Origin of the sequence: Simplicispira metamorpha (assembly GCF_004341365.1) — a bacterium.
In the GTDB taxonomy this organism is placed as follows: domain Bacteria; phylum Pseudomonadota; class Gammaproteobacteria; order Burkholderiales; family Burkholderiaceae_C; genus Simplicispira; species Simplicispira metamorpha.
Genome location: NZ_SLXH01000009.1, coordinates 77,285 through 100,110, shown reverse-complemented (window position 1 = coordinate 100,110; position 22,826 = coordinate 77,285). Strand labels below are relative to the sequence as shown.

The 22,826-nt window shown below is 65.1% G+C and carries 22 protein-coding genes; 10 read left to right on the top strand and 12 right to left on the bottom strand.

Annotated features, from left to right (window positions below; genetic code table 11):
- Window positions 1-20: 20 nt before the first annotated feature.
- From gltX to folC, 6 genes are all read right to left on the bottom strand, one after another.
- The gene (gene gltX, locus EV674_RS06735) at window positions 21-1,445 is read right to left on the bottom strand and encodes a glutamate--tRNA ligase (protein WP_119012754.1); all 1,425 of its coding nucleotides are present in this window, start codon (window positions 1,443-1,445) and stop codon (window positions 21-23) included.
- Window positions 1,442-2,653, bottom strand: a complete 1,212-nt coding sequence (locus tag EV674_RS06730; protein WP_119012755.1) for an O-succinylhomoserine sulfhydrylase — start codon at window positions 2,651-2,653, stop codon at window positions 1,442-1,444. Before EV674_RS06730 ends, gltX begins: the two co-directional genes overlap by 4 nt.
- A 41-nt stretch (window positions 2,654-2,694) precedes the next feature.
- Window positions 2,695-4,203, bottom strand: coding sequence for an amidophosphoribosyltransferase (gene purF, locus EV674_RS06725; protein WP_119012756.1), 1,509 nt, complete (start codon window positions 4,201-4,203; stop codon window positions 2,695-2,697).
- Window positions 4,204-4,290: 87 nt separating this feature from the next.
- A complete protein-coding gene (locus EV674_RS06720) occupies window positions 4,291-4,779 on the bottom strand; it encodes a CvpA family protein (RefSeq protein ID WP_119012757.1) in 489 nt (162 codons plus the stop codon).
- A gap of 17 nt (window positions 4,780-4,796) precedes the next feature.
- Entirely contained in the window at window positions 4,797-5,756 is a 960-nt protein-coding gene (locus tag EV674_RS06715) for an SPOR domain-containing protein (protein WP_119012758.1), read from the bottom strand.
- A gap of 24 nt (window positions 5,757-5,780) precedes the next feature.
- Window positions 5,781-7,106 carry a bifunctional tetrahydrofolate synthase/dihydrofolate synthase gene (gene folC, locus EV674_RS06710; protein ID WP_119012759.1) on the bottom strand — a complete coding sequence of 442 codons (1,326 nt, stop codon included), beginning with the start codon at window positions 7,104-7,106 and terminating at the stop codon, window positions 5,781-5,783.
- Window positions 7,107-7,153: 47 nt separating this feature from the next.
- Here folC and EV674_RS06705 point away from each other — a divergent pair, with 47 nt between their 5' ends.
- The 5 genes from EV674_RS06705 to argG all read left to right on the top strand — a co-directional run bounded on the left by EV674_RS06705 (window position 7,154) and on the right by argG (window position 10,215).
- Window positions 7,154-7,552, top strand: coding sequence for an arsenate reductase (locus EV674_RS06705; RefSeq protein WP_119012832.1), 399 nt, complete (start codon window positions 7,154-7,156; stop codon window positions 7,550-7,552).
- 136 nt (window positions 7,553-7,688) lie between these two features.
- Window positions 7,689-8,336 carry a glycine zipper 2TM domain-containing protein gene (locus EV674_RS06700; RefSeq protein WP_119012760.1) on the top strand — a complete coding sequence of 216 codons (648 nt, stop codon included), beginning with the start codon at window positions 7,689-7,691 and terminating at the stop codon, window positions 8,334-8,336.
- A gap of 132 nt (window positions 8,337-8,468) precedes the next feature.
- Entirely contained in the window at window positions 8,469-8,786 is a 318-nt protein-coding gene (gene ppnP / locus EV674_RS06695) for a pyrimidine/purine nucleoside phosphorylase (RefSeq protein WP_119012761.1), read from the top strand.
- Between the two features lie 6 nt (window positions 8,787-8,792).
- Entirely contained in the window at window positions 8,793-8,864 is a 72-nt protein-coding gene (locus EV674_RS18000) for a DUF1010 domain-containing protein (protein ID WP_119012833.1), read from the top strand.
- 10 nt (window positions 8,865-8,874) lie between these two features.
- Complete coding sequence (gene argG, locus EV674_RS06685; protein ID WP_119012762.1) at window positions 8,875-10,215, top strand: argininosuccinate synthase; 1,341 nt, start codon at window positions 8,875-8,877, stop codon at window positions 10,213-10,215.
- Between the two features lie 222 nt (window positions 10,216-10,437).
- Here the strand turns inward: argG and murB are convergent, their stop codons facing one another.
- Window positions 10,438-11,508: a UDP-N-acetylmuramate dehydrogenase gene (gene murB / locus EV674_RS06680; protein ID WP_119012763.1), complete on the bottom strand. Its 1,071-nt coding sequence runs from the start codon at window positions 11,506-11,508 to the stop codon at window positions 10,438-10,440.
- A 57-nt stretch (window positions 11,509-11,565) separates the two neighbouring features.
- Between murB and EV674_RS06675 the strand changes: the two genes are divergently transcribed.
- Both EV674_RS06675 and EV674_RS06670 read left to right on the top strand, forming a co-directional pair.
- On the top strand, window positions 11,566-12,051 hold the full coding sequence (locus tag EV674_RS06675) for a YajQ family cyclic di-GMP-binding protein (RefSeq protein WP_119012764.1): 486 nt from the start codon (window positions 11,566-11,568) through the stop codon (window positions 12,049-12,051).
- A gap of 70 nt (window positions 12,052-12,121) precedes the next feature.
- Window positions 12,122-13,123, top strand: coding sequence for an HD-GYP domain-containing protein (locus EV674_RS06670; protein WP_119012765.1), 1,002 nt, complete (start codon window positions 12,122-12,124; stop codon window positions 13,121-13,123).
- Between the two features lie 33 nt (window positions 13,124-13,156).
- Here the strand turns inward: EV674_RS06670 and EV674_RS06665 are convergent, their stop codons facing one another.
- The 4 genes from EV674_RS06665 to EV674_RS06650 all read right to left on the bottom strand — a co-directional run bounded on the left by EV674_RS06665 (window position 13,157) and on the right by EV674_RS06650 (window position 18,369).
- Window positions 13,157-14,155: an LD-carboxypeptidase gene (locus EV674_RS06665; protein WP_119012766.1), complete on the bottom strand. Its 999-nt coding sequence runs from the start codon at window positions 14,153-14,155 to the stop codon at window positions 13,157-13,159.
- A gap of 82 nt (window positions 14,156-14,237) precedes the next feature.
- A complete protein-coding gene (gene tadA, locus EV674_RS06660; RefSeq protein ID WP_119012767.1) occupies window positions 14,238-15,749 on the bottom strand; it encodes a tRNA adenosine(34) deaminase TadA in 1,512 nt (503 codons plus the stop codon).
- Window positions 15,750-15,865: 116 nt separating this feature from the next.
- Window positions 15,866-16,117 (bottom strand): hypothetical protein, encoded by a 252-nt coding sequence (locus EV674_RS06655; protein WP_119012768.1) that lies wholly within the window; start codon window positions 16,115-16,117, stop codon window positions 15,866-15,868.
- A complete protein-coding gene (locus tag EV674_RS06650; protein WP_241524902.1) occupies window positions 16,117-18,369 on the bottom strand; it encodes a type IV pilus assembly protein FimV in 2,253 nt (750 codons plus the stop codon). The genes EV674_RS06655 and EV674_RS06650 overlap by 1 nt, the downstream gene beginning before the upstream one ends.
- Before the next feature lie 79 nt (window positions 18,370-18,448).
- Between EV674_RS06650 and EV674_RS06645 the strand changes: the two genes are divergently transcribed.
- Window positions 18,449-19,975, top strand: a complete 1,527-nt coding sequence (locus EV674_RS06645) for a 3-hydroxyacyl-CoA dehydrogenase (RefSeq protein WP_119012769.1) — start codon at window positions 18,449-18,451, stop codon at window positions 19,973-19,975.
- Between the two features lie 28 nt (window positions 19,976-20,003).
- Window positions 20,004-20,723: a Crp/Fnr family transcriptional regulator gene (locus EV674_RS06640; protein ID WP_119012770.1), complete on the top strand. Its 720-nt coding sequence runs from the start codon at window positions 20,004-20,006 to the stop codon at window positions 20,721-20,723.
- Window positions 20,724-20,914: 191 nt separating this feature from the next.
- Here the strand turns inward: EV674_RS06640 and EV674_RS06635 are convergent, their stop codons facing one another.
- Window positions 20,915-22,258: a TIGR03862 family flavoprotein gene (locus tag EV674_RS06635; RefSeq protein ID WP_119012771.1), complete on the bottom strand. Its 1,344-nt coding sequence runs from the start codon at window positions 22,256-22,258 to the stop codon at window positions 20,915-20,917.
- Between the two features lie 153 nt (window positions 22,259-22,411).
- Here EV674_RS06635 and trxA point away from each other — a divergent pair, with 153 nt between their 5' ends.
- Window positions 22,412-22,744, top strand: coding sequence for a thioredoxin TrxA (gene trxA, locus EV674_RS06630; RefSeq protein WP_119012772.1), 333 nt, complete (start codon window positions 22,412-22,414; stop codon window positions 22,742-22,744).
- The last annotated feature ends 82 nt before the right edge of the window (window positions 22,745-22,826 follow it).

Below are 22,826 nucleotides of genomic sequence, written 5' to 3'. Positions count from 1 at the left end.
TCGAATTATAGACAGGTTTTTCAGTGGTTTCGCAATCTTTCGATAACTTTTTCTTTTCCGACCAATTCAAGCACGGCATCTACGGACGGCGTATGGGCCGTACCGACGGTCACAACACGCACGGGCATGGCCAGTTGCGGCATTTTCAGACCCTGGGCGGTCAGCACCTGCTTGAAGGTGGCAGCAATCGAAGCCTTGTCCCACACACACTCCTCCAGCGCAGCCGCCAATGCATCGAGTGCCGGAGCAATCGCTGCGGTCACGTGCTGCGCCCGCTCCTCAGCGGAAGGCTCGACCGTGCTGCCATAAAACACCAGCGCCCAATCAGCCAAGGCCACAGTGGTGTCACAGCGGTCTTTGAACAGTGCGCAAATACGGGGCAAGCGGCCATCGTCCAGAGCCTCAGGGGCAATACCACGCTGCACTAACTGGGGCGATATCAAAGCGGCCAAAGCATCATCAGACATGGCCTTGAGGTGCTGGGCGTTCACCCAGCGCAGCTTGGCCTCATCAAACTGGGCAGCGCTGCGCCCCAGGTGGTCCAGGTTGAACCATTCAATGAACTGTGCACGGCTGAAGATTTCATCGTCGCCATGGCTCCAGCCCAGGCGCGCCAGGTAGTTCACCATAGCATCGGGCAAAAAGCCTTCATCGCGGTACTGCGTGACGGGCTTGGCACCGTTGCGCTTGCTCATCTTCTCGCCTTGCTCGTTGAGCACCGTGGGCAAGTGGGCGTACACCGGTGGTTCTTTACCCAGTGCGCGGAAGATGTTGATCTGCCGGGGCGTGTTGTTGACGTGGTCATCACCCCGAATCACGTGGGTGATGGCCATATCAATGTCATCCACCACCACACAGAAGTTGTAGGTAGGGGTGCCGTCGGGTCGGGCAATCACCAGATCATCGAGCTCATCGTTGCGAATCTCGATGCGGCCTTTGACCTTGTCGTCCCAGGCCACCACACCGCCTTGCGGGTTTTTGAAGCGCAGTACCGGCTGTACGCCTTCCGGCACCGGAGGCAGCGTTTTGCCGGACTCCGGGCGCCAGGTGCCGTCGTAGCGGGGCTTTTCTTTGGCGGCCATCTGCTTCTCACGCAGGGCATCCAGTTCGACCACGCTCATGTAGCAGGGATAGACATGGCCTGCCGCCTGTAGCTGCGCCAGTACCTCTTTGTAGCGGTCCATGCGCTGCATTTGGTAGAACGGGCCTTCATCGGGATCCATGCCCAGCCAGTGCATGCCCTCCAGAATCACATCCACTGCCGCCTGGGTGGAGCGCTCCAGGTCGGTGTCTTCAATGCGCAAGATGAAATCACCGCCTGTGGCGCGGGCAAATGCCCACGGATACAGCGCCGAGCGGATATTGCCCAAATGGATGAAACCCGTGGGCGACGGTGCAAAGCGCGTGCGCACATGCTGAGGAGGAGTGTGATTTTTGTCGGTCATGGCAAAGTGTCCAGCCCTCTGGCGAGGTCCGTTTTCAAGTCGTCAATGTATTCAAGTCCCACAGCCACGCGGATCAATCCCTGGCCAAGGCCTGCAGCCTGGCGCTGCGCCTCCGTCAGGCGACCGTGCGAGGTGCTGGCCGGATGGGTGATGGTGGTCTTGGTGTCGCCGAGGTTGGCGGTGATGCTGCACACGCGCGTACTGTCAATGGCGTGGAAGGCCCGGGTGCGGGCGGTTTCGGGGTCGCTGGCACGCACATCGAAGGACAGCACTGCGCCGCCCAGCCCCGACTGCTGGCGCATGGCCAGTGCGTGCTGCGGATGCGAATCCAGCCCGGGGTAGTACACCCGCGCCACGGATGGATGCCCCTGCAACCACTGTGCCAACGCCAGGGCGTTGGCACTTTGCGCCTTGACGCGCAGAGACAGCGTCTCCATGCCTTTGAGCACCACCCAGGCGTTGAAGGGGGACAGGTTCATGCCTGCGCTGCGGATCAACGGCGCCAGCTTGTCATCAATCAATGCGCGCGGCCCGCACACCGCACCGGCCATCACACGGCCTTGTCCATCGAGAAACTTGGTGCCCGAATGGATCACCAGATCAGCCCCCCACCGGGCAGGTTGCTGCAATGCAGGCGAGGCAAAACAGTTGTCCACGGCCAGCAGCACGCCAGCGCCATGGGCAATGTCGGCCAGCGCACGGATATCGCACAAATCGGTCAGAGGGTTGGTGGGTGTTTCGGCAAACATCAGCCGCGTCTCGGGTCGCAGCGCGGCCTGCCAGGCTGCCGCATCCGTTTGCGAGACAAAGCTGGACTGCACCCCAAACCGTGCAAACTCCTTGCCGATCAGGTTCATGGTGGAACCAAACATCGACTGCGAGCAGATCACATGGTCGCCCGCCTTGAGCAACGCCATGCACATCAGCAAGATGGCCGACATGCCGCTGGAAGTGCCAATCGCGGTTTCGGTGCCTTCGAGCGCGGCCAGACGCTGCTCAAAGCTGGTCACGGTGGGATTGGAGGTGCGCGAATAGGTGTATCCCTCCTCGGCGCCTGCAAAGCGCAATGCGGCTGTAGCGGCATCGGGCTGCACAAAGCTGCTGGTCAGGTACAGTGCCTCGGAGTGCTCGCCATAGGGGCTGCGCGCAATGGCCTGGCGCACCGCGAGCGTGTCGGGATGCAAGCCGGCAGGTAATTCGTGGTTCATGGACTCAATCTTTTCTGGTGGCGGCACAGACAGCAAACGCCTCAAGCGTCGTGCGCATTGGGCAGAGCCAGCCGCGAAGTGTCTTCTGCATCCTCTTGCCCGGCGGGTCGTTCATCGTTGAGGCGTTCTATATCGGCCACGGTGATATCGCCCGTCACGTACACGCCATCGAAGCACGAGGCATCAAAGTCAGCGATGTGGGGGTTGAGGGCACCAATCGCTTTCTTCATACCGTCCACGTCCTGGTAGATCAGTGCATCGCAGCCAATCACCTGGCGCACCTGCTCGACGGTGCGGTCGTGCGCCACCAGTTCGCTGCTGGTAGGCATATCGATGCCATACACGTTCGGGTAGCGCACTGGGGGTGCCGCACTGGCCAGATAGACCTTGTTGGCCCCCGCCTCACGGGCCATTTGTACGATTTCGCGGCTGGTGGTGCCGCGCACGATGGAGTCGTCCACCAGCAGGACGTTGCGGCCCTTGAACTCACTGGCAGTCACGTTGAGCTTCTGGCGCACCGATTTTTTGCGCACGCCCTGACCCGGCATGATGAAGGTGCGCCCGACGTAGCGGTTCTTCACGAAACCTTCGCGGTAAGGCAGGCCCAGTAACTGGGCTAACTGCATGGCACTGGGACGGCTGGACTCAGGGATCGGGATGACCACGTCGATTTCTCTCGGTGGCACGGTAGAGACCACGCGCTTGGCCAGCGTCTCGCCCAGGTTCAGGCGCGCCTGGTACACCGAAATGCCATCCATCACGGAGTCAGGGCGTGCCAGATACACGTACTCAAAAATGCACGGACTCAGGCGCGGTGTGTCAGCACACTGCTGTGCTGTCATCTGGCCTTTCAGATCGATAAAAACAGCCTCGCCGGGCTGAATGTCACGCTCCAGCACGTGGCCCGTTCCTTCGAGCACCACCGATTCGCTGGCCAGCATGACCGTGTTGTCAGCGGTACTGCGGCCAATGCACAACGGACGAATACCGTAAGGATCGCGGAAAGCCAGCAAGCCATGGCCAGCGATCAACGCGATCACGGCGTAAGAGCCCCGGATGCGTTTGTGCACCGCACGCACAGCAGCAAACACATCCTGCTCATGCAGCACCTTGCCCCGGGTGGCTTTGTCCAGCTCATCGGCCAGCACGTTGAGCAACACTTCGGAATCGCTCTCGGTATTGATGTGGCGGTGGTCGGTATTGAACAGATCAGCCTTGAGCGCCTGTGCGTTGGTCAAGTTGCCGTTGTGCACCAGCACAATGCCAAAAGGTGCATTCACGTAGAAAGGCTGTGCCTCTTCCTCGCTGAATGCATTGCCCGCCGTGGGGTAACGCACCTGGCCCAGGCCGCAGTTGCCGGGCAAAGCGCGCATGTTGCGGGTGCGAAACACATCTTTGACCATACCCTTGGCCTTGTGCATGAAAAATTTGCGCCCTTGCTGGGTGACGATACCTGCAGCATCCTGGCCGCGGTGCTGCAACAACAACAGCGCGTCATAAATCAGCTGATTGACAGGGGCGCCACTAACGACACCGACAATTCCACACATAGTTGACTTTCATCCGTTGGCGGGGCAAGGCCCGCATAGCATCAGGGTGCCACCTGGCCGACGGCCAGAGACCACCCACGAATTCACTCACGAAGGCAGGTGCCTGCCAAAATCTGCGGGCAGGGCCGGCCTCAATTCTTTCAGTGCAGCCGACAGCAGTACGGCACTGCCCGACTCTTGCCACCAGGCACCCTGCTGCAAGGGCGTGAGTTGCACCACCACCGCCACCACCAGGCCCACCACCACGGCGCGCAGTACGCCAAACAGCGCGCCCAGAGTGCGATCGACCGGGCGCAGGCCTGTGGCCTCGACCAGCTTCTTGCCCAGCCAGGCGATAAAGCCGCAGCCAAACAAGGCCAAAACAAACGTCACGACAAAACCTGCGGCATAGCGCGCAGCCCCCTGAAGATCACCCAAAGGCAGATAGGCGGCTACATCGGCGGCAAACCACTGCGCCACCACGAATGCCGCCAGCCAGCCCAGCACCGAAAGCACCTCAAACACCAGACCACGCCACGCGCCAATCAGCATCGATGCCAACAGCAGCGCCATAAAAATCCAGTCCAGTGCAGCCATGCGAGGCCTCGCTTCCGTCACAAAGTGAGAATCGAGGCGGGCAAATCCAGCCCCCGGATGCGCGATGCGGCCTTGTCGGCTTCAGCACGACCCGCAAAAGGCCCTACCCGCACACGGGTGCGTTTGCCATCTTTGGTATCGACCGTCTGGGTGTAGGTCTTGAAGCCCGAGCGTTCCAGCTTTTGGCGCACTTCACGCGCCTTGTCCGCGTCGGCAAAGGCACCGATCTGCACGATGAAACGCCCATCTTCCTGGGCGGCTGGTGCAGCAGCAACAACCGTGCGGCCCTCCAGCAAAGCCCGCGCACGCGCAGCCTCGTCTGGACGCGGCTCAGGCTTGGGTGCCGGTTTGGGTTCTGGCTTGGGCTCGGGTTTCGGCTCAGGCTTGGGAGTTGGCTTGGGCTCGGGCTTGGGCTCAGGTTTTGGCGCTGGCTTGGGCTCAGGTTTAGGTTCTGGCTTGGGCTCGGGTTTGGGTGTCGGCTTAGGCTCTGGCTTGGGCTCTGGCTTGGGCTCTGGCTTGGGCTCAGGTTTGGCAACGGGCTTGGGCTCGGGCTCGGCGGCGGCTTTGGGCGCCACCGCCGGGCGGCTGTCAGGCAGCAGCAGCGACTGCGCTGTCGCCATGGGCGATGGTGCAGCAGCCACCTGGGCGCTGCCACCCCGCCCGGACGGCAGCACCTCTTCGCCATCGACCAGCCCCGCCTTGGCCACCTCTTCTTCAGACGGCACTACCAGCGGCGCCACTTTGTCTTGCCCCGGAATCTCGATGGCAATATCGACGGGAATGGGGCGCGGCTGTGTGTCGAACAGCATGGGAAAACCCACCACGCCCAGCAACACCAGCACCGCAGCGCCAATGAGCCGATGGCGGGCACGGCGGCGCATCACCTCGATACTCTCAGCGTGGGGAGCGCGCGATGGCCTCATCGCCTTGTCGCCCTGCCCTTGCTGGCCTGGCCACCGAAACTTGAAAAATGCCATGAATAAGCAAAAACCGGTGCGGACTTAGGTGTCCAGATGCTTGGCCTGCAAGCGCGGCGTGCCGTTTTGCAGAACGCCGCCCACGGTGTAGAACGAGCCAAAGACCACGATTCTATCAGCGGGGTCTGCGGCGGCCACGGCCGCTTCCAGGGCTTTTTCAGGGCTGGCATGGGTGCTGCACGGCACTTCGCGGCGCCCACCGGCCACGATTTGCAGCGCGTTCCACTTTTGCTGCAAGCTGGCGGCGGTGTCGGCGCGCGGCGTGGGCAGGTCGGTGAAATACCACCGGTCGATCAGTGGCCCCACCTTGGCCAGCATGGGCGCCAGGTCTTTGTCGGCCATGGCGCCAAAAACGGCGTGGGTGGTGGGAAAGTAGCCCATGGCATCGAGGTTGGCCGTGAGCGCCGCCACCGAATGCGGGTTGTGCGCCACATCCATCACCAGCGTGGGCTGGCCCGGCACGATCTGAAAGCGCCCCGGCAGCTGCACCAGCGCCAGCCCGTTGCGCACGGCCTGCGCCGTGACCGGGATGCGATCGCGCAGCGCCTCGAACGCGGCCAGAGCGCCCGAGGCGTTCATCAGCTGGTTGGCGCCGCGCAGTGCCGGGTAGGCCAGCCCGGCGTAGCGGCGCCCGCGCCCACTCCAGGCCCACTGCTGCTTGTCGCCCGAATAATTGAAGTCCTGGCCAAAACGCCACAGGTCGGCGCCAATCTCGCGGGCGTGGTCGATCACGCTTTGCGGCGGCACGGGATCGCTGACGATGACCGGGCGCCCGGTGCGCATGATGCCGGCCTTCTCGCGGCCAATGCTGTCGCGGTCGGGGCCGAGGTATTCGGTGTGGTCGATGTCGATGCTGGTGATGACGGCGCAGTCGGCATCGATGAGGTTGGTGGCGTCCAGGCGGCCGCCCAGGCCCACTTCCAGGATGGCCACGTCCAGCAGCGAAAAGCTCATCAGGCGCAGGATGGCCAGCGTGGTGAACTCGAAATAGCTCAGCGAGACTTCATTGCCATTTTGCGTTCTGGCGCTCTCCACCGCTGCGAAGTGCGCTATCAAATCAGAAGCATTGACGATATCGCCATGGATGCGGCAGCGCTCCTCAAAATGCACCAGGTGCGGCGAGGTATAGACGCCCGTGCGGTAGCCGGCCTGCAACGCCACCGCCTCCAGCATGGCGCAGGTCGAGCCTTTGCCGTTGGTGCCCGCCACGGTAATGACGGGGCAGTCAAAACGCAGCGCCATGCGGCGGGCCACCTCGCGCACGCGCTCCAGGCCCATGTCGATGTGTTGGGGGTGCAGGCGCTCGCAGTGGGCAAGCCAGCCTTCAAGGGTGTGGATGGTGGTGTGCATACAGGGCGCCATTGTCGCCGAGCAGGCTGGGGTGCATGATGGCCACCATGATTACCCCTGACATCACTTTGTATGGCATTGCCAATTGCGACACCGTGAAAAAGGCCCGCGCCTGGTTCACCGCCCAAGGGCTGGATTACCACTTTCACGACTTCAAAAAGCACGGCGTACCCGCTGACCAGCTCCCGGTGTGGATGAACGTCGTGGGCTGGGACAAGCTGCTCAACCGCCAGGGCACCACCTGGCGCAAGCTCGACGCCGCCACGCAAGCCAGCGTGCACGACGCCGCCAGCGCCAGCGCCTTGCTGCAAACGCACGCCAGCGCCATCAAGCGCCCGGTGGTGCGCTGGCACAGCGCCGGTGCCACCCGCATCAGCGTGGGCCTGGACACCGAGCGCTGGGCGCAGTGGCTGGCCGACGGCGCAGGCCCCACCCCAGCGGCCTGAACCAGCGCCGGTGCGCACACTTTTGGCACAGGTCTTTACGCAGCTTTACGGCAGGCAGATGCTGCATTAGGCTGGTCCCGATAAACTTTTTTCCCGTCTGGCGCGTTACAGACCGAACGACCTGAAAAGGATTCTTATGCAAAAAACAGTGATCTTCTCTCTCCTGCTGGCCGGATGGGCTGGTGTGGCCGGTGTGGCCAATGCGCAGGAGCGGGCGCGCGTTCTGTCGGCCACCCCCATCGTGCAGCAGGTGGGCGCGCCGCGCCAGGTGTGCGGCGTGGAAACCGTACACACCGGCCCACGCACCAGCGGCGGCGGTGCGCTGCTGGGCGCCATTGCGGGCGGCGCAGCGGGCAACGCCATTGGCGGCGGCAGTGGCCGGGCCGCAGCCACGGCCTTGGGCGTGATTGGCGGGGCCGTGCTGGGCAACCACATCGAAGGCAATGGCCGCCCCGAGTACGAAAACGTCCAGCGCTGCACCACCGAAACTTTCTACGAGAACCGCACCGTGGGCTACAACGTCACCTACGAATACGCGGGCCGCCAATACACCACGCGCACCCAAACCGACCCCGGCGCCTGGATCAGCGTGAGCGTGCAGCCGCTGCACAACAGCCCCGGCGCGGGCCAGACCTACTCCACCATCGACCCCTACGCCCCCGAAAGCGCACCCTACCCCGTGCAGCCCTTGCAGCCGGTGTACGTCAACCCGCCGGTGACGGTGATCGAGTACAACAGCGAGCCCTACTACCCGCCCCCACGCCCGCGCCCGCACTGGCGCTGAAGCACGCGGCGCGGCACCAGCGCACCACCAAAGAGCCCCTCGGGGCTCTTTTTCATGGCTGCGCGCTGGCGGGAAGCGCGCTGTGCCTGTCCTAAAATCGCCGCTCTTTCACACCTCCCCGACACCACCTCCATGACCACCGAAAAAATCGACGGCGTTTCCGTCTCCACCCAGGCCAGCGTGTACTTTGATGGCAAGTGCGTCAGCCACGGCATCACCTTCCCCGACGGCACGAAAAAATCCGTCGGCGTGGTGCTGCCCGCCACGCTCACCTTCAACACCGGCGCCCCCGAAATCATGGAATGCGTGGCCGGCAGCTGCGAATACCGCCTCGATGGCACCGACACCTGGCTGACCAGCCAGCCCGGCGAGCAATTCAGCATCCCCGGCAACTCCAAGTTCGACATCCGCGTGACCGAGGCTTACCACTACATCTGCCACTTCGGCTGAAAACCACTGCGGCTGAAATTCAGAGCTTTTTTGGCCTCCAGCGCTTGCCAGATAAGCGCGAGCAGCTATCATTTTTGAGAGATATTCCATGGCAACCATCCTGCAAAACCTTCCCGTCGGCCAAAAGGTCGGCATCGCCTTCTCGGGCGGTCTGGACACCAGCGCCGCGCTGCACTGGATGAAGCTCAAGGGCGCCCTGCCCTACGCCTACACGGCCAACCTGGGCCAGCCCGACGAGCCCGACTACGACGCCATCCCGCGCAAGGCCATGGAATACGGCGCTGAAAAAGCCCGCCTGATCGACTGCCGCACGCAGCTGGCGCACGAAGGCATTGCCGCGCTGCAAGCCGGGGCCTTCCACATCAGCACTGGCGGCCTGACCTACTTCAACACCACGCCGCTGGGCCGCGCCGTGACGGGCACCATGCTGGTGGCCGCCATGAAGGAAGACGACGTGCACATCTGGGGCGACGGCTCCACCTTCAAGGGCAACGACATCGAGCGCTTTTACCGCTACGGCCTGCTCACCAACCCCGCCCTGAAAATCTACAAGCCCTGGCTCGACCAGCTGTTCATTGACGAGCTGGGCGGCCGCGCCGAAATGTCGGCCTTCATGACGCAGCACGGCTTTGGCTACAAGATGAGCGCCGAAAAGGCCTACTCCACCGACTCCAACATGCTGGGCGCCACGCACGAGGCCAAAGACCTGGAGTTTTTGAACAGCGGCATCCGCATCGTCAACCCCATCATGGGCGTGGCTTTCTGGAAGGACGACGTGGCCGTGAAGGCCGAAGAAGTGTCGGTCACGTTCAACGAAGGCCAGCCCGTGGCGCTCAACGGCGTGGAGTTCAACGACCCCGTGGAGCTGATTCTCGAAGCCAACCGCATCGGTGGCCGCCACGGCCTGGGCATGAGCGACCAGATCGAAAACCGCATCATCGAAGCCAAGAGCCGCGGCATTTACGAAGCCCCCGGCCTGGCGCTGCTGCACATCGCCTACGAGCGCCTGGTGACGGGCATCCACAACGAAGACACCATCGAGCAGTACCGCATGAACGGCCTCAAACTGGGCCGCCTGCTGTACCAAGGCCGCTGGTTTGACCCGCAAGCCATCATGCTGCGCGAAACCGCCCAGCGCTGGGTGGCCCGCGCCGTGACCGGCACCGTGACGCTGGAGCTGCGCCGTGGCAACGATTACTCCATCCTCAACACCGAGTCGCCCAACCTGACCTACCACCCCGAGCGCCTGTCCATGGAAAAGGTGGAAGACGCGCCGTTCAGCCCGCTCGACCGCATCGGCCAGTTGACCATGCGCAACCTCGACATCGTGGACACGCGCGCCAAGCTGGGCATTTACTCGAACGCGGGCTTGCTGTCGCTGGGCGGCAATGCGGCGCTGGCGCAGCTGGGCAACGACGACAAGCGCTGACGCGCGCAGCGCCCCGGCGGTTTTGCGGGGCGCTTCAGTGGTTAAAACAGCCTCCAGCGCCCGTGTGACGTGCGCTTTCAGCTATCAAAAAAGAAGCGTTTACCGCCGCAGCCCGTGCCACACGGATGCCACCGCCCTCGCCGCCAGGCCGGGCGGTTTTTTATGGCGTTTCAGGCTTGCAAGGCGCGCGTGGTGGGCGCAAGCAGCTATCAAATCAGGAGCTTACACCACCACAGGCTCGGGCTCCAGCCGGATGCCAAAGCGCTCGTACACACTGGTCTGGATGGCTTTGGCCAGTGTCATGACCTCGCCGCCGGTCACGCTGGTTTCGCCCCGGCCCTGGTTGACCAGCACCAGCGCCTGTTTTTCATACACCGCCGCTTTGCCCACGGTTTTGCCTTTCCAGCCGCAGGCGTCGATGAGCCAGCCCGCCGCCAGCTTGATGCTGCCATCGGGCATGGGGTAGTGAACGATTTTGGGGTCGCGGGCGATGATGTCTGCGCACTGCTCGGGCGTGACGGTGGGGTTTTTGAAGAAGCTGCCCGCGTTACCCAACACCGCCGGATCGGGCAGCTTGGCACGGCGGATGGCGCACACCCAGTCAAAAATCTGCTGCGGCGAGGGGGGCACATCGGCCTCGGCGGCGCGGCGCTCCAGCTCGGCATAGCCCAGCTCGGGCTTCCAGGGTTTGGGCAGGCGAAAGCGCACCTGCGTAATCACGGCCCGGCCTGCCAGGCCCATGCCCCGGGGCACATCGCCCACCGCACTGCCCGGCGCGGGTGCATGCTTGAACACCGAGTCGCGGTAGCCAAAGGCACACTGCGCGGCGTTGAGCGTAAAGCTCTGGCCGGTGGCCAGGTCGATGGCATCGAGCGAGTCGAAGCGGTCTTGCAATTCGACGCCGTAAGCGCCGATGTTTTGCACGGGCGCAGCGCCCACGGTGCCTGGAATCAGCGCCAGGTTTTCCAGCCCCGGCCAGCCCTGCGCCAGCGTCCAGGCCACGGTGTCGTGCCAGGGCTCGCCCGCGCCGGCCTCGACGATCCAGGCATGTTCAGTTTCTTGTACCAGGCGGCGGCCCTTGATTTCCATTTTCAGCACCACGGGCTTGACATCGCCCGTGAGCACCACGTTGCTGCCCCCACCCAGCACAAACCAGGGCTGCGGGCCCAGCTGCGGGTGGGCGCGCAGGGCGTGTACATCGTCGCTGCTGCGCACGCGCACCAGTGTCTGGGCGCGGGCAACGATGCCGAAGGTGTTGTAGGGCTGCAGGGAGGCGTTGTTCTCGACTAACATCGCCCGGATTGTCGCACCGGCCCTGGGTGCGACGTGCTTTCTGGAGAGAACCCCACCATGCCATCGTTTGATACCGTTTGTGAAGCCGACTTCGTCGAAGTGAAAAATGCCGTGGAGAACGCGGCCAAAGAAATCGGCACCCGTTTCGACTTCAAAGGCACCTCGGCCGCTGTCGAACTCAAGGACAAAGAGATCACCCTGTTCGGCGATGCCGAATTCCAGCTCACACAGGTCGAAGACCTGCTGCGGGGCAAGCTCACCAAGCGCAATGTGGATGTGCGCTTTCTGGACATCGGCAAGCCACAAAAAATCGGCGGCGACAAGGTCAAGCAAGTCATCAAGGTGCGCAACGGCATCGAGAGCGAGCTGGCCAAGAAGCTGCAAAAGCTCATCAAAGACAGCAAGCTCAAGGTGCAGGCGGCCATCCAAGAAGAAAAAGTGCGCATCACCGGCGCCAAGCGCGATGACCTGCAAGCGGCCATGGCGCTGATCCGCAAAGACATTGCCGACATGCCGCTGTCGTTCAACAACTTCCGCGACTGACCTGCACTGTCCCTGCGGCATGGCGTTTGCAGCGGGCCCAGGGCGGCCCGCGCCCTGAGCCCCACACCACATGTCCTCCAGCCCGCGCCACGGCGCCCACGAAGAAGAGTACGAAGACCTGCTCAGCCTGTGGGCGGATCTGGAGGCGGGCCTGTCGGTGTTGTTGGCACAGCCCCGGCAGGTGCTGGATTTTCCGGCCAAGGTGCGCCAGTTTGACCGCTGGCTGCAAGACCTGGCGGCGCACGACATTGATGCGGCGCTGTACCTGATGTTCCAGCTGGCCAGCACCTCCACCGTGGGCTACAGCGCCTCGCACGCGCTGGTGTGCAGCACGCTGTGCCACCTGATGGCGCGCGAGCTGGCCTTGCCACTGCGCGAGCGCAACGCCCTGGTGCGCGCCGCCCTGACCATGAACATCGGCATGACGGCGCTGCAAGACGAGCTGGCCAGCCAGCGCGAGCGCCCCAACCCCGCCCAGCAAGACGCCATCCGCAACCACCCGCAAGAGAGCCAGACCATTCTGGAGCGCCTGTACGTCACCGACCACCTGTGGCTGGACGTGGTGGGCCAGCACCACGAGCGCCCCCACGAGCGCACACCGCTGGCCGAGCTGGAAGACGTGGAGCGCCTGACCCGCATTCTGGGCACCATCGACCGCTATGCGGCCATGATCAGCCCGCGCCAGTCACGCCCCGGGCGCAGCGCCCTGGACTCGGTGCGCGCTCTGGTAGGCCCGGGCATAGACCAGCGCGATGAAGTGGGCTATGCGCTGGTGCGCTGCGTGGGGCTGTGCCCACCGGGCACCCTGGTCAAGCTGGACAACGGTGACACCGCCATCGTGCTGCGCCGCAGCGACAAAGCCAACCTGCCACTGGTGGCCAGCCTGCTGGACCGCAGCGGCACGCATTACCGCGAACCGCGCCTGCACCAGACATCGCACGGCAAGCCGCGCATCCAGTCCGCCCTGCCACGCATGTCGGTGGTGGTGGAGATGAACCACCGCACCATGGTGCGCTTGGGGCTTTACGCAGCCCAGCGCAGCACGGGCCTGGTGTCGCAGCTGCCCACCTGAAAGCGCACACAGGCGCCAGGCCGGGCGCCGTGGTTAATGGGCGTGGCCCCAGTACAACAGCGCATCGCGCCCCTGCACCGACAGCTCCACCTGCGCGCCCACGGGCAGCATGACCTTGGTGGCCACGTGGCCGTAGGGCAGATTGGCCAGCACCGGCGCGGTGATTTTGCTGCGCAGCCAGTCCACCACGGTTTGCAGTTTGTAGCCCTTGTCGTGCGGCGCCAGCTGGTAGTTGGTGAATTGCCCCAGCAGCACCGCTTTTTGCTGCGCCAGCACACCCGCGTGCAGCAGCTGGGTGAGCATGCGCTCGATACGGTAGGGGTGCTCGTTCACATCCTCAATGAACAAAATACCGCCGGGCACCTGCGGCAAATATGGCGTGCCCACCAACGAGCTCAGCACCGTCAGGTTGCCACCCCACAGCCGCGCCGCCGGGATTTCAAACTCTTGCGGCACGGCGGGCGGTACAGGCTCCGTGGGCGCAGCGCCGGGGCAGGCCTTGTCGCGCGGCATGCGCCAGCCAGTGCCCTCGCCGTGCCCCGAGAGCACGTCGTCAAAGCAGGCTTCCATGATGTCGTCAGGCAGGCCCTGAACGCCAAAATCAGCGCCCAGCGACGGCCCGGCCCAGGTCACGGCGCCGGTCTGGGCCAGCACGGCGTTCTGGAAGGCGGTGAAATCGCTCACGCCGACAAACAGCGTGCCGCCCTCGATGGCGCGGGCCACGGCGGCGTAGTCGATGTCCGGCAGCAACCGGGTCAGGCCATAGCCGCCGCGCGAGATCAGCGCCACATCGGCACCGCTGGCAGCGGCGCGGTGGATGGCGGCCAGGCGCGTGGCGTCGTCGCCCGCAAAACGGGTGTGGCTGGCCAGGGCGTCGGGGTCAATCTCGACCTCGTGGCCCAGCGCTTGCAGGCGCTTGATGCCGCGCTTGAACGCGGCCTTGTCGCGTACTGCGCTGGAGGGGGAGTAGATGTAGATGTGCTTGGGGCCGTGGTCGTGGCCGCAATCGCAAGAGGTGTTTTCAGAAGACAAAGCGCCCGGGCCGCTCGTGGTGGCCCGCTCCGTGGAATGTGCGGGGGTGGGTGCGCTGCGCAGGCTGCGCGCGCAGGAGACATCAAGGCGCGAAGTATTCCACAGCCTGCTGGGCCAGCGCAGCGCCGTGCTCGGGCAACCAATGTCCGGCCCGGGGCACCACGGTGGGCACAGGGCAGCCACGCACGTGGCGTTGCAGGTGCTGCATGGCCACCAGCCCCCATACCGGATCGCCCTGCCCGGCCATGGCCAGCGTGCGCCCAGCCCAGCCATGGCGCCAAAAACCCTGCAACGAGGGCTCCAGGGCAGCCGTAGCCGCAGCTCCGGTGCCAGCAGCACCAGGCGCCCAGGTGGCTCGGGCCACTTCGGGTGCAGCACCCGCACGGTCTGACCCACCAGCGCTGCCGTCCCCGTTCAGCCCACCGTGGCCCGCTGGCTCGGCCCACGCAGCCGACAACATCGCCGGAAACGCCCGCAGCGCTGCGCGGTAACCCCGGTCGGGGAATGGCGCCTCGTAGGCCGCGCACTCGGGCGCCGACAGCTGCGGCTGGTCGCGTGCCAGCAAGCGGCCTACGCCATACAGCGGCTTGCGCGCGCACCAATCGCGCCAGCGTTGCCAATCGGCGGGCAGTGGTGCATCGCCCCCAGGCAGGCCGGTGTTCAGCGCCCACAGGCCAATAAAGCGCTCTGGGCAGGCGGGCACCAGCGCCAGGCCCAGGCTGCCGCCGCTGCCGTGGCCCACCAGCACGGTGCGGCGCAAGTCCAGCCGCTGCACCAGCTCCAGCAGCACCTGACGGTGCCAGGCGAAGCGGTGGGTGGGTTCTTTTTTGGGCTTGTCGCTGCGGCCAAAGCCGATCAGGTCGGGGGCCACCACGCGGTGGCCTGCGGCGGTGAACACGGGCAGCCAATGGCGGTACAGGTAGCTCCAGGTGGGCACGCCGTGCAGGCACAGCCAGGTGATGGGCGCATCGCGCGCTCCTTCGTCCAGGTAGTGCAGGCGCAGCCCGGCCAGCGCGGGCAGGTCGCTGACGTAGTGCGGTGCCCAGGGGTAATCGGGCAGGTGGGCAAAGCGCGCTTCGGGGGTGCGCAGGGCGTCGTCGCGCAGCGGGTGGGCGGCCAGGGCCTGGGCACGCTGGCTGCGGCGGCGCGCCTGGAAAAACGCCGCCAGCACCTGCGCGCACTCATCGGCCAGCACCCCGCCCTGCACTACCGTCTGGTGGTTGAGCTGCGGCGTGGCAAACAAATTCAGCACCGATCCGGCCACGCCGGTTTTGGCATCGTGGGCACCAAACACCACCCGCGCCAAGCGGGCGTGCAGCATGGCGCCGGTGCACATGGCGCAGGGCTCCAGCGTGACGTAGAGCGTGCAGCCATCGAGCCGGTAGTTACCCAGCTGCTGCGCGGCGGCGCGCAGGGCCTGGATTTCGGCGTGGGCGGTGGGGTCGTGGCCTTGCATGGGGGCGTTGCGGCCCGTGGAAATGAGCTGGCCCGCGCGCACCACCACGGCGCCCACGGGCACCTCGCCCGCCTGGGCGGCAGCCTGCGCCTGGGCCAATGCCAGACGCATCCAACGGGCATCTTCTTCAGGATTCATGGATTATTTTGATAGCTGCTTGCGCACACCCAGCAAGGGCTAGAGGCTGTTTTGGCCTGTATTTTTACCCGGCAGTGCTGCGTTACAGCAACGCAGGCCGTGCGCTGCCATGGTGCTTACTGCGCATCGTCTGGCAGCGCCCGGGGCTGCTGCATCACCCCTTCAACGGTTTGCTGGATGTGCTGCACCTGCTGGCCGGGCGTGCGCACAGCGGCGGGCGCAGACGGGGCCGCACCGGCATCGCCCGTGGCGCTGGCGGGCAGCGTGGGCACTGGCGGGTGGCCGATGGCGCCCCACTGGCGCTTGACCAGCACGCCCACAATGGCCAGCGCCAGCAGCACGGACAACAAGGTCAAAGCGGCACGCATCAGGCCCCCTTGCCCGGTTTGTCAGGCGGCAGCAGCAAATCATCGTCCAGTTCAAATCGCACTTCAAAACGGGGGTTGGTGGAACCAAAGCCCACGGGCTGCCCCGGCGGTGGTGCGGGCGTGACGGGCACTGCGGGCACGTCCTGCAAGGTCAGGGAGGGCAGCGGAAAGTCCATTTCCATGGGCTCATGCGGCGCCGTCAAATCCAAATCCAGCAAAACCGACGGGAATCCGTCAGCCGCCGGTGCAGGGGCATACGAGGGCGGCGCAGGCGGTGGCTGGGTGGCGATGGCGTGCGGCGCGGCCTCATCCAGGGCGGGCGACAGGGTTTCCAGGGCCCAGGGGAAGTCGTAGTCGGGCAAGCTGGGTGCGGCCTGCGGGGCAGCCGCCGGGAGCAAGTCCAGTGCGGGCAAACCCATCTCGGGCAATTGCTCTTGCAACAGATCACCGGGCTGATGGCCCTGGCGCCCGGACGCTGTAGGCAAGACGCCAATGCCTTCGGAGAGGGTGGCATCTTCTGGCGTGGTGCGGGCGCGCGGCGGCGGCGCGCCCCGAACACCAGCAGGGGTAGTCTGTGCAATGGCGTACAGCAGCAGCAGGTCTTCGTAGGCGGCCAAATCAAACAAGGGCATGGCAGCGTTGTCGCGCCGGAACAGGCACGACTCCAGCTGCTGTAGCACCACGTCATCGCTCCACTGCGCCTCGATGGCGGCCAGGGCATCGGTGTAGCCCAGCAAGGTGTGCCCTGGCCGGTTGAAGCCCGCAAACTCGGGCACCTGTGCATTGAAGTAGCGGTGGAATTGCGCACGCAAGGCGTTGAAGTCGTCGATGCGGCCCAGGGAGTGGTACAGCCGCATCAAGTCGAGATAGGCCAGGGGGGAGGACTGCTCGTTGTCGGCGATGTGTTGCTTCATCACGTCAATGGCCTGGTCGTGTTCGCCCACCGAGACAAAAAATTCGGCCTGCTGCTGCAAATCAAACAACGCTTCTGGGTTGATGACACGCACGGCGGGCACGGCGGGGGCCACCGGATCGGTAGCCGTGGGCACGGCAGGCACCGGCACTGCGGGGGCCACAGCCTGGCTGCCTGGCAGCGGATCGGGGACGGGCGTGTCCGCAGGCGCGGCTTGCGCAGCCTCCAGCGGTGCCAGTGCAGCGGGCACGGGCGCCGCAACGGGCGCGTCTGTGGCGCGCGCGGTGGAATCGGCATCGTGGTGGCGCTCTACGGCGTCATGCCATGCAGCACTTTGGGCAACGCGCGCGCGCTGCCACAGCCAGGCAATCCCGGCCAGCGCCGCCGCCAGCAAAGCCAGCAAGGCGTACACCAGCGGCGCCGGAAAGCGCTCGGACTCGACCATTTCCAGGCGCTCTCGCAAGCCCGCCATGGTGGCCTGGTCTTGGGCGGTGCTGGCGCGCAAGGTGTTGAGGTCGGCAGTCAACTGCTCCAGGCTGGCGCTGCTGCGGCGCAACTCTTCAGGGGTGCTGCCCAAGATGCGCCAGGCAGCGGCGGCCTCGGCGCGCTGCTCGGTGGCAGCCTCGCCAGGGATGTGCGCCAGCTCGGTGGACAGGCGCAGCCCCGCCGGAGCGGGCGGCGCAAGGTCCAGCGGCTCTATCACCAGCCGCGCGCGCTGCGGTGGCACTGCGGGTGCGGCGCTTGCGGCAACGCGGGGTACTGGGGCAGCACGTTCGCGCGGTACCGGGCGCGGCGCGGGCCGGAGTGCGCTGGCCTCTGGCGACTCTGCGCCCGAAGCCGGTGGGCGCGCAGAGCGACTGCTGCCCGGGGATGGCGGTGCCTGCGTGCCACGGCCATCACTGCGGGCGGGTGCCGCGTCGGGCTTGAGGGCGGCAATGGCAATGGGCGCTGTCGCGGCGGCCACGGTGTCCGGCAAATCGGCCAGAAAGGTATAGGTGCGGGTGATTTTGCCGCTGCAACCAGCCGACAACTGCACGGTGACGATGGGCTCGTTGACCACCCCGGATGCGCGCAGGCGCACCGCCGAGGATCGGCCCGGCACTGCGGGCAGCGGTGTGATGTCTATGCGCGACTGGCTGATGAGCGTGTCGCCCAGCAATATATCGGCGGCAACGCAGGCCCCATCGACCGACTCGGTGCCATCTGTCAGCACCTGGAACACCAAGTCCAGGGGGCGGCCCAGCACCACGGTGCCACGCGACTCACCCAACGACAACGCCGCCGCACCACATGTGGTCAAGGCCACACCGGCAGCCAGCAATGTGTTACGAAAATTCACGTTTCTCCTTCAATGGAGTTTTCGATTCTGGCACAGAACCACGGCGACACCGGCGCAGGGCAGAAGGGATAATGCCGCAATGAACATACACTTTTCTACCGTAGGCATTGTGGGTTCGGGTGCCATGGGCCGCGGCATTGCACAAATCTGCGCCCAGGCAGGCAGCCAGGTGGTGTTGCTGGACGCCCAACCCGGCGCAGCCGATGTCGCCCACACCGCCATCGTCGCCCAATGGCAGCGCCAGGCCGAAAAAGGCCGCCTGGATGCAGCGCATGTCGCCGTGCTCCGTGAGCGCCTGCACACAGCCGCCACGCTGGATGAGCTGGCCCACTGCAATCTGGTGGTCGAGGCCATCGTCGAGCGCCTGGAGGCCAAGCAGGATTTGCTGGCCCAGCTCGAAGCGCTGCTGGCACCCGGCGCTGTGCTGGCCACCAACACCTCGTCGCTGTCGATCACGGCCATTGGCGCCGCCTTGCAGCGCCCCGAGCGCCTGGCCGGCTTTCACTTCTTCAACCCGGTGCCGCTGATGAAGGTGGTGGAAGTGGTGGCCGGGCTCAAAACCGACCCAGCCGTCTGCGCCACGCTCTCGGCCTATGCGCGCGACATGGGGCACACGCCCGTGCAGGCGCAAGACACGCCCGGCTTCATCGTCAACCACGCGGGCCGGGGCTACGGCACTGAAGCGCTGCGCATTCTGGGCGAAGGTGTAGCCGATGTGGCCACCATTGACCGCATCCTGCGCGACCAGGTGGGCTTCAAGCTTGGGCCATTCGAGTTGCTGGACTTGACTGCGCTGGACGTATCGCACCCGGTGATGGAATCCATCTACCACCAATACTATGAAGAGCCGCGCTTTCGGCCCAGCGTCATCACGGCGCAGCGGCTGGCGGGCGGCCTGGTGGGCAAAAAAGTGGGCGAAGGTTTTTACCGCTATGCCGATGGCGTGGCCCACATCAGCCCTGAGCCTGCCGTGCCCGTGGTGGCCGATGCCGACATGCCCCCGGTGTGGGTATCGCCGCGCGCGGCCCGGCGCGCTGAGCTGTACCAATTGCTCAAAGACCTGGGCGCACGCATCGAAACCGGCACCTCGCCCTCGCCCCAGGCGCTGACACTGGTGGCGCCGCTGGGCTTTGATGTGACCACTGTGGCCGTGGTGGAGCGCCTGGACCCAGCCCGCACCGTGGGCATCGACATGTTGATCGAAGACGCCGCCACCAAGCGCCGCGTGCTGGCCACCAACCCGGCCACGCGCGTCGATATGCGCAACGCCGCCCATGCCCTGTTTGCCCGCGACGGCAAGCCCGTGAGCGTGATCCGCGACAGCGGCGGCTTTGTCACGCAGCGCGTGGTGGCCCACATCGTGAACATTGCCAGCGACATCTGCCAGCAAGGCATTTGCAGCCCTGCTGACCTGGAAACCGCCGTCACGCTGGGGCTGGGCTACCCGCTGGGGCCGCTGGCCATGGGCAACCGCTGGGGCCCGACCAACATCCTGGAAGTGCTGTTCAACCTGCAAACCGTGTATGGCGACACACGCTACCGCCCCAGCCCTTGGCTGCGCCGGCGTGGTGCCATCGGTCTGAGCCTGCTGCACGAAGAAGAGTAAGCCTGCGCAGCAGGCACCTGAACAGACCATGGACGACCCGATTCTGACCATTGAAGAACGTGAAGCGATCAACTCTGGCCGCTGGTTTTCATCACTCTCGCCCTCGCTGCGCCACGACATCCTGCGCTGCGCCTACGTCAAGCGCTACAAGGACGACGGCCTCATCGTGGCGCGTGGCGACCCGCCCGAAGAGTGGGTGGCCTGCGCCAAGGGGGCGGTGCGCGTCAGCTCCACGTCCATCTCGGGCAAGCAGATCACGCTCACCTACATCGAGCCGGGCATCTGGTTTGGCGACGTGGCGCTGTTTGACGGCGACCGGCGCACCCACGATGCCTATGCCCACGGTGACACCACCATCCTGTGCGTGGCCAGGGCCGATTTCCACAAGATTTTGGCCACGCATGTGGAGCTGTACGACGCCATCTTGCTGCTGCACGCACGGCGCATTCGCCAGCTCTATGGGCTGGTCGAAGACCTGAACACGCTGCCGCTGCGCGCGCGCCTGGCCAAGCAGCTGCTGCACCTGGTGCGCAGCTACGGCATTCCCAGCCTGTCGGATGGCGACGAAGTGCGCATCGGCCTGCAACTGGCGCAAGAAGAACTGGCGCAGCTGCTGGGCGCCTCGCGCCAGCGCGTGAACCAGGAGCTCAAGGCCATGGAGCGCGAGGACACCATCCGCATCGAGCCCGGTGGTCTGGTGGTGCGCAACCGCAAGGCACTGCTGCGCATCACGGAAACCGACCACTGAGGCGCCAGCGGCAGGCTTGGTCGGCACAGAAATCACTATTTATTTGATAGCTTCTTGCGCGCACCCACATTGGGCTGGAGGCACATTTGGCCTTAAAAAAATGACGATACCCCTGGGGTGCCCCAATGGCCGCCCATGCGCTGTTGGCACGCCAGCAGTACCGCAGACACACCCACGGGCCGCGTCTGGCCTCAAGCCTGCGGCTGGGCCACCAGCCACTGGGCCGCGCCTTGGCCAGCGCGCACGCCGGTGGCCATGCTGGCCGTGAGCAGGTAGCCGCCCGTGGGCGCCTCCCAATCGAGCATCTCTCCGGCGCAAAACACGCCGGGCAGATCGTGCAGCATGAGGTGATCGTCCAGCGCCTCAAACTGCACGCCGCCCGCCGTGCTGATGGCCTCGTCGATGGGCCGCGTCGCCACCACCGTGATCGGCAGCGCCTTGATGGCCTGGGCCAGGGCCTGCGGGTCGTTCATGCGCTCTTTGCCCAGTTGCTCGTAGAGGATGCCCATCTTGATGCCGTCCAGCCCCAGGCGGCTTTTGAGGTGGCTGCTCAAGCTGCGTGTGCCGCGCGGGTGGCGCACTTCGGCCAGCACACGCTCGGGGCTGTGGTCGGGCAGCAAATCCAGGTGCAGCGTGGCGCTTCCGTGGGCCTGCACCTCATCGCGCAAGAGCGCCGAAACAGCGTAGACCAGGCTACCCTCAATGCCCGTGGCAGTGGCAACAAATTCTCCACGGCGGCTGAAATGCCGCCCCGCGCTGTCGGTAAACGCAATGGCCACCGACTTGAAGGGCTGGCCTGCAAAGCGGCTGGCGAAATGCGCCGACCAGCCCACGGCGGGCGTCTGGCCCAGCAGTTCGCGCAAAAATTCACGCCGTGTCTCGTGCCCCAGCGTGTGCTGGGGCAGCACATCAAAACCGCAGTTGGACGGGCGCAGCGGCGCCACCGCCACACCGCGCGCGACCAACCAGGGCGCCCAGGCGCCGTCCGAACCCAGCCGCGCCCAGCTGGCCCCGCCCAGCGCCAGCACCACCGCACGGGCGCTGACCTGCACAGCGCCCGTGGGCGTGGTGAACTGCAGCGCTGCACCATCGGCGCTCCAGCCTGTCCAGCGGTGGCGCATGTGGAACTGCACCCCCATGCCGCGCAAACGCTGTAGCCAGGCGCGCAACAAGGGCGCCGCCTTCATGTCGGTGGGAAACACCCGCCCCGAGGTACCTACAAACGTGCCAATACCCAGGTCTTGCGCCCAGGCACGCACCTGCTCGGCACCCCAAGGCTGCAACAAGGGGGCCAGCTGCTGCTGGCGATCACCAAAGCGGCCCACAAAGGTCGGTGCCGGCTCTGAATGCGTGAGATTGAGCCCGCCCTTGCCGGCCAGCAAGAATTTGCGACCTACCGTGGGCATGGCATCGAAAACATGGACGCTGACACCTTGGCGGGCCAGGGTTTCTGCGGCCATCAAGCCAGCGGGGCCCGCGCCCACAATGGCAACGTCGCAAGAGGGGTGGGAGAGTTCAATAGTCAAAGCATTCATGCTGGATCATATACTTGCCACACGCGCGCCAGGCCTACACTTCTTGCTATCAGGGTCATAGCTAAAAACAGGCTGGCAGCAGCGGTGCAAACACCGGTTTCTGTCACAATGCACGCACTTTATCTTGAGCGCCCCCCGATTGAAGGAAAATTCATGGCCAACGAATTGATCAAACACGTCTCTGACGCCAGCTTTGAAGCCGACGTACTCAAGGCAGCCCCGCCCGTGCTGGTGGACTACTGGGCTGAGTGGTGCGGCCCCTGCAAGATGATTGCCCCCATCCTGGACGAAGTGGCCAGCGCCTACCAAGGCAAGCTGCAAGTGGCCAAAATGAACGTCGATGAAAACCGCGAAGTTCCGGCCAAATTTGGTATCCGCGGCATCCCGACGCTGATGCTGTTCAAGGACGGTGAACTGGTCGCCACCAAAGTGGGCGCCTTGAGCAAGGCCCAGCTCACTGCCTTCATCGACCAACAGCTGGCCTGATACGCCCTCCCCGCGCAGCGCACTCACAGCCTGCGCGCCCTCCGTCCCAAGCCAAGGCGGAGGGTTTCTCCTGTGATATGCG

Bases quoted from the DNA above. Each gene is read 5' to 3' on its own strand.
- EV674_RS06730 (WP_119012755.1), bottom strand. From the start codon at position 2,653: ATGAACCACGAATTACCTGCCGGCTTGCATCCCGACACGCTCGCGGTG.
- EV674_RS06670 (WP_119012765.1), top strand. From the start codon at position 12,122: ATGTCCTCCAGCCCGCGCCACGGCGCCCACGAAGAAGAGTACGAAGAC.
- EV674_RS06715 (WP_119012758.1), bottom strand. From the start codon at position 5,756: ATGGCATTTTTCAAGTTTCGGTGGCCAGGCCAGCAAGGGCAGGGCGAC.
- argG (WP_119012762.1), top strand. From the start codon at position 8,875: ATGGCAACCATCCTGCAAAACCTTCCCGTCGGCCAAAAGGTCGGCATC.
- EV674_RS06645 (WP_119012769.1), top strand. From the start codon at position 18,449: ATGAACATACACTTTTCTACCGTAGGCATTGTGGGTTCGGGTGCCATG.
- EV674_RS06635 (WP_119012771.1), bottom strand. From the start codon at position 22,258: ATGAATGCTTTGACTATTGAACTCTCCCACCCCTCTTGCGACGTTGCC.
- trxA (WP_119012772.1), top strand. From the start codon at position 22,412: ATGGCCAACGAATTGATCAAACACGTCTCTGACGCCAGCTTTGAAGCC.
- EV674_RS06720 (WP_119012757.1), bottom strand. From the start codon at position 4,779: ATGGCTGCACTGGACTGGATTTTTATGGCGCTGCTGTTGGCATCGATG.
- EV674_RS06705 (WP_119012832.1), top strand. From the start codon at position 7,154: ATGATTACCCCTGACATCACTTTGTATGGCATTGCCAATTGCGACACC.
- ppnP (WP_119012761.1), top strand. From the start codon at position 8,469: ATGACCACCGAAAAAATCGACGGCGTTTCCGTCTCCACCCAGGCCAGC.
- folC (WP_119012759.1), bottom strand. From the start codon at position 7,106: ATGCACACCACCATCCACACCCTTGAAGGCTGGCTTGCCCACTGCGAG.
- murB (WP_119012763.1), bottom strand. From the start codon at position 11,508: ATGTTAGTCGAGAACAACGCCTCCCTGCAGCCCTACAACACCTTCGGC.
- EV674_RS06640 (WP_119012770.1), top strand. From the start codon at position 20,004: ATGGACGACCCGATTCTGACCATTGAAGAACGTGAAGCGATCAACTCT.
- gltX (WP_119012754.1), bottom strand. From the start codon at position 1,445: ATGACCGACAAAAATCACACTCCTCCTCAGCATGTGCGCACGCGCTTT.
- tadA (WP_119012767.1), bottom strand. From the start codon at position 15,749: ATGAATCCTGAAGAAGATGCCCGTTGGATGCGTCTGGCATTGGCCCAG.
- purF (WP_119012756.1), bottom strand. From the start codon at position 4,203: ATGTGTGGAATTGTCGGTGTCGTTAGTGGCGCCCCTGTCAATCAGCTG.
- EV674_RS06700 (WP_119012760.1), top strand. From the start codon at position 7,689: ATGCAAAAAACAGTGATCTTCTCTCTCCTGCTGGCCGGATGGGCTGGT.
- EV674_RS06675 (WP_119012764.1), top strand. From the start codon at position 11,566: ATGCCATCGTTTGATACCGTTTGTGAAGCCGACTTCGTCGAAGTGAAA.
- EV674_RS06655 (WP_119012768.1), bottom strand. From the start codon at position 16,117: ATGCGTGCCGCTTTGACCTTGTTGTCCGTGCTGCTGGCGCTGGCCATT.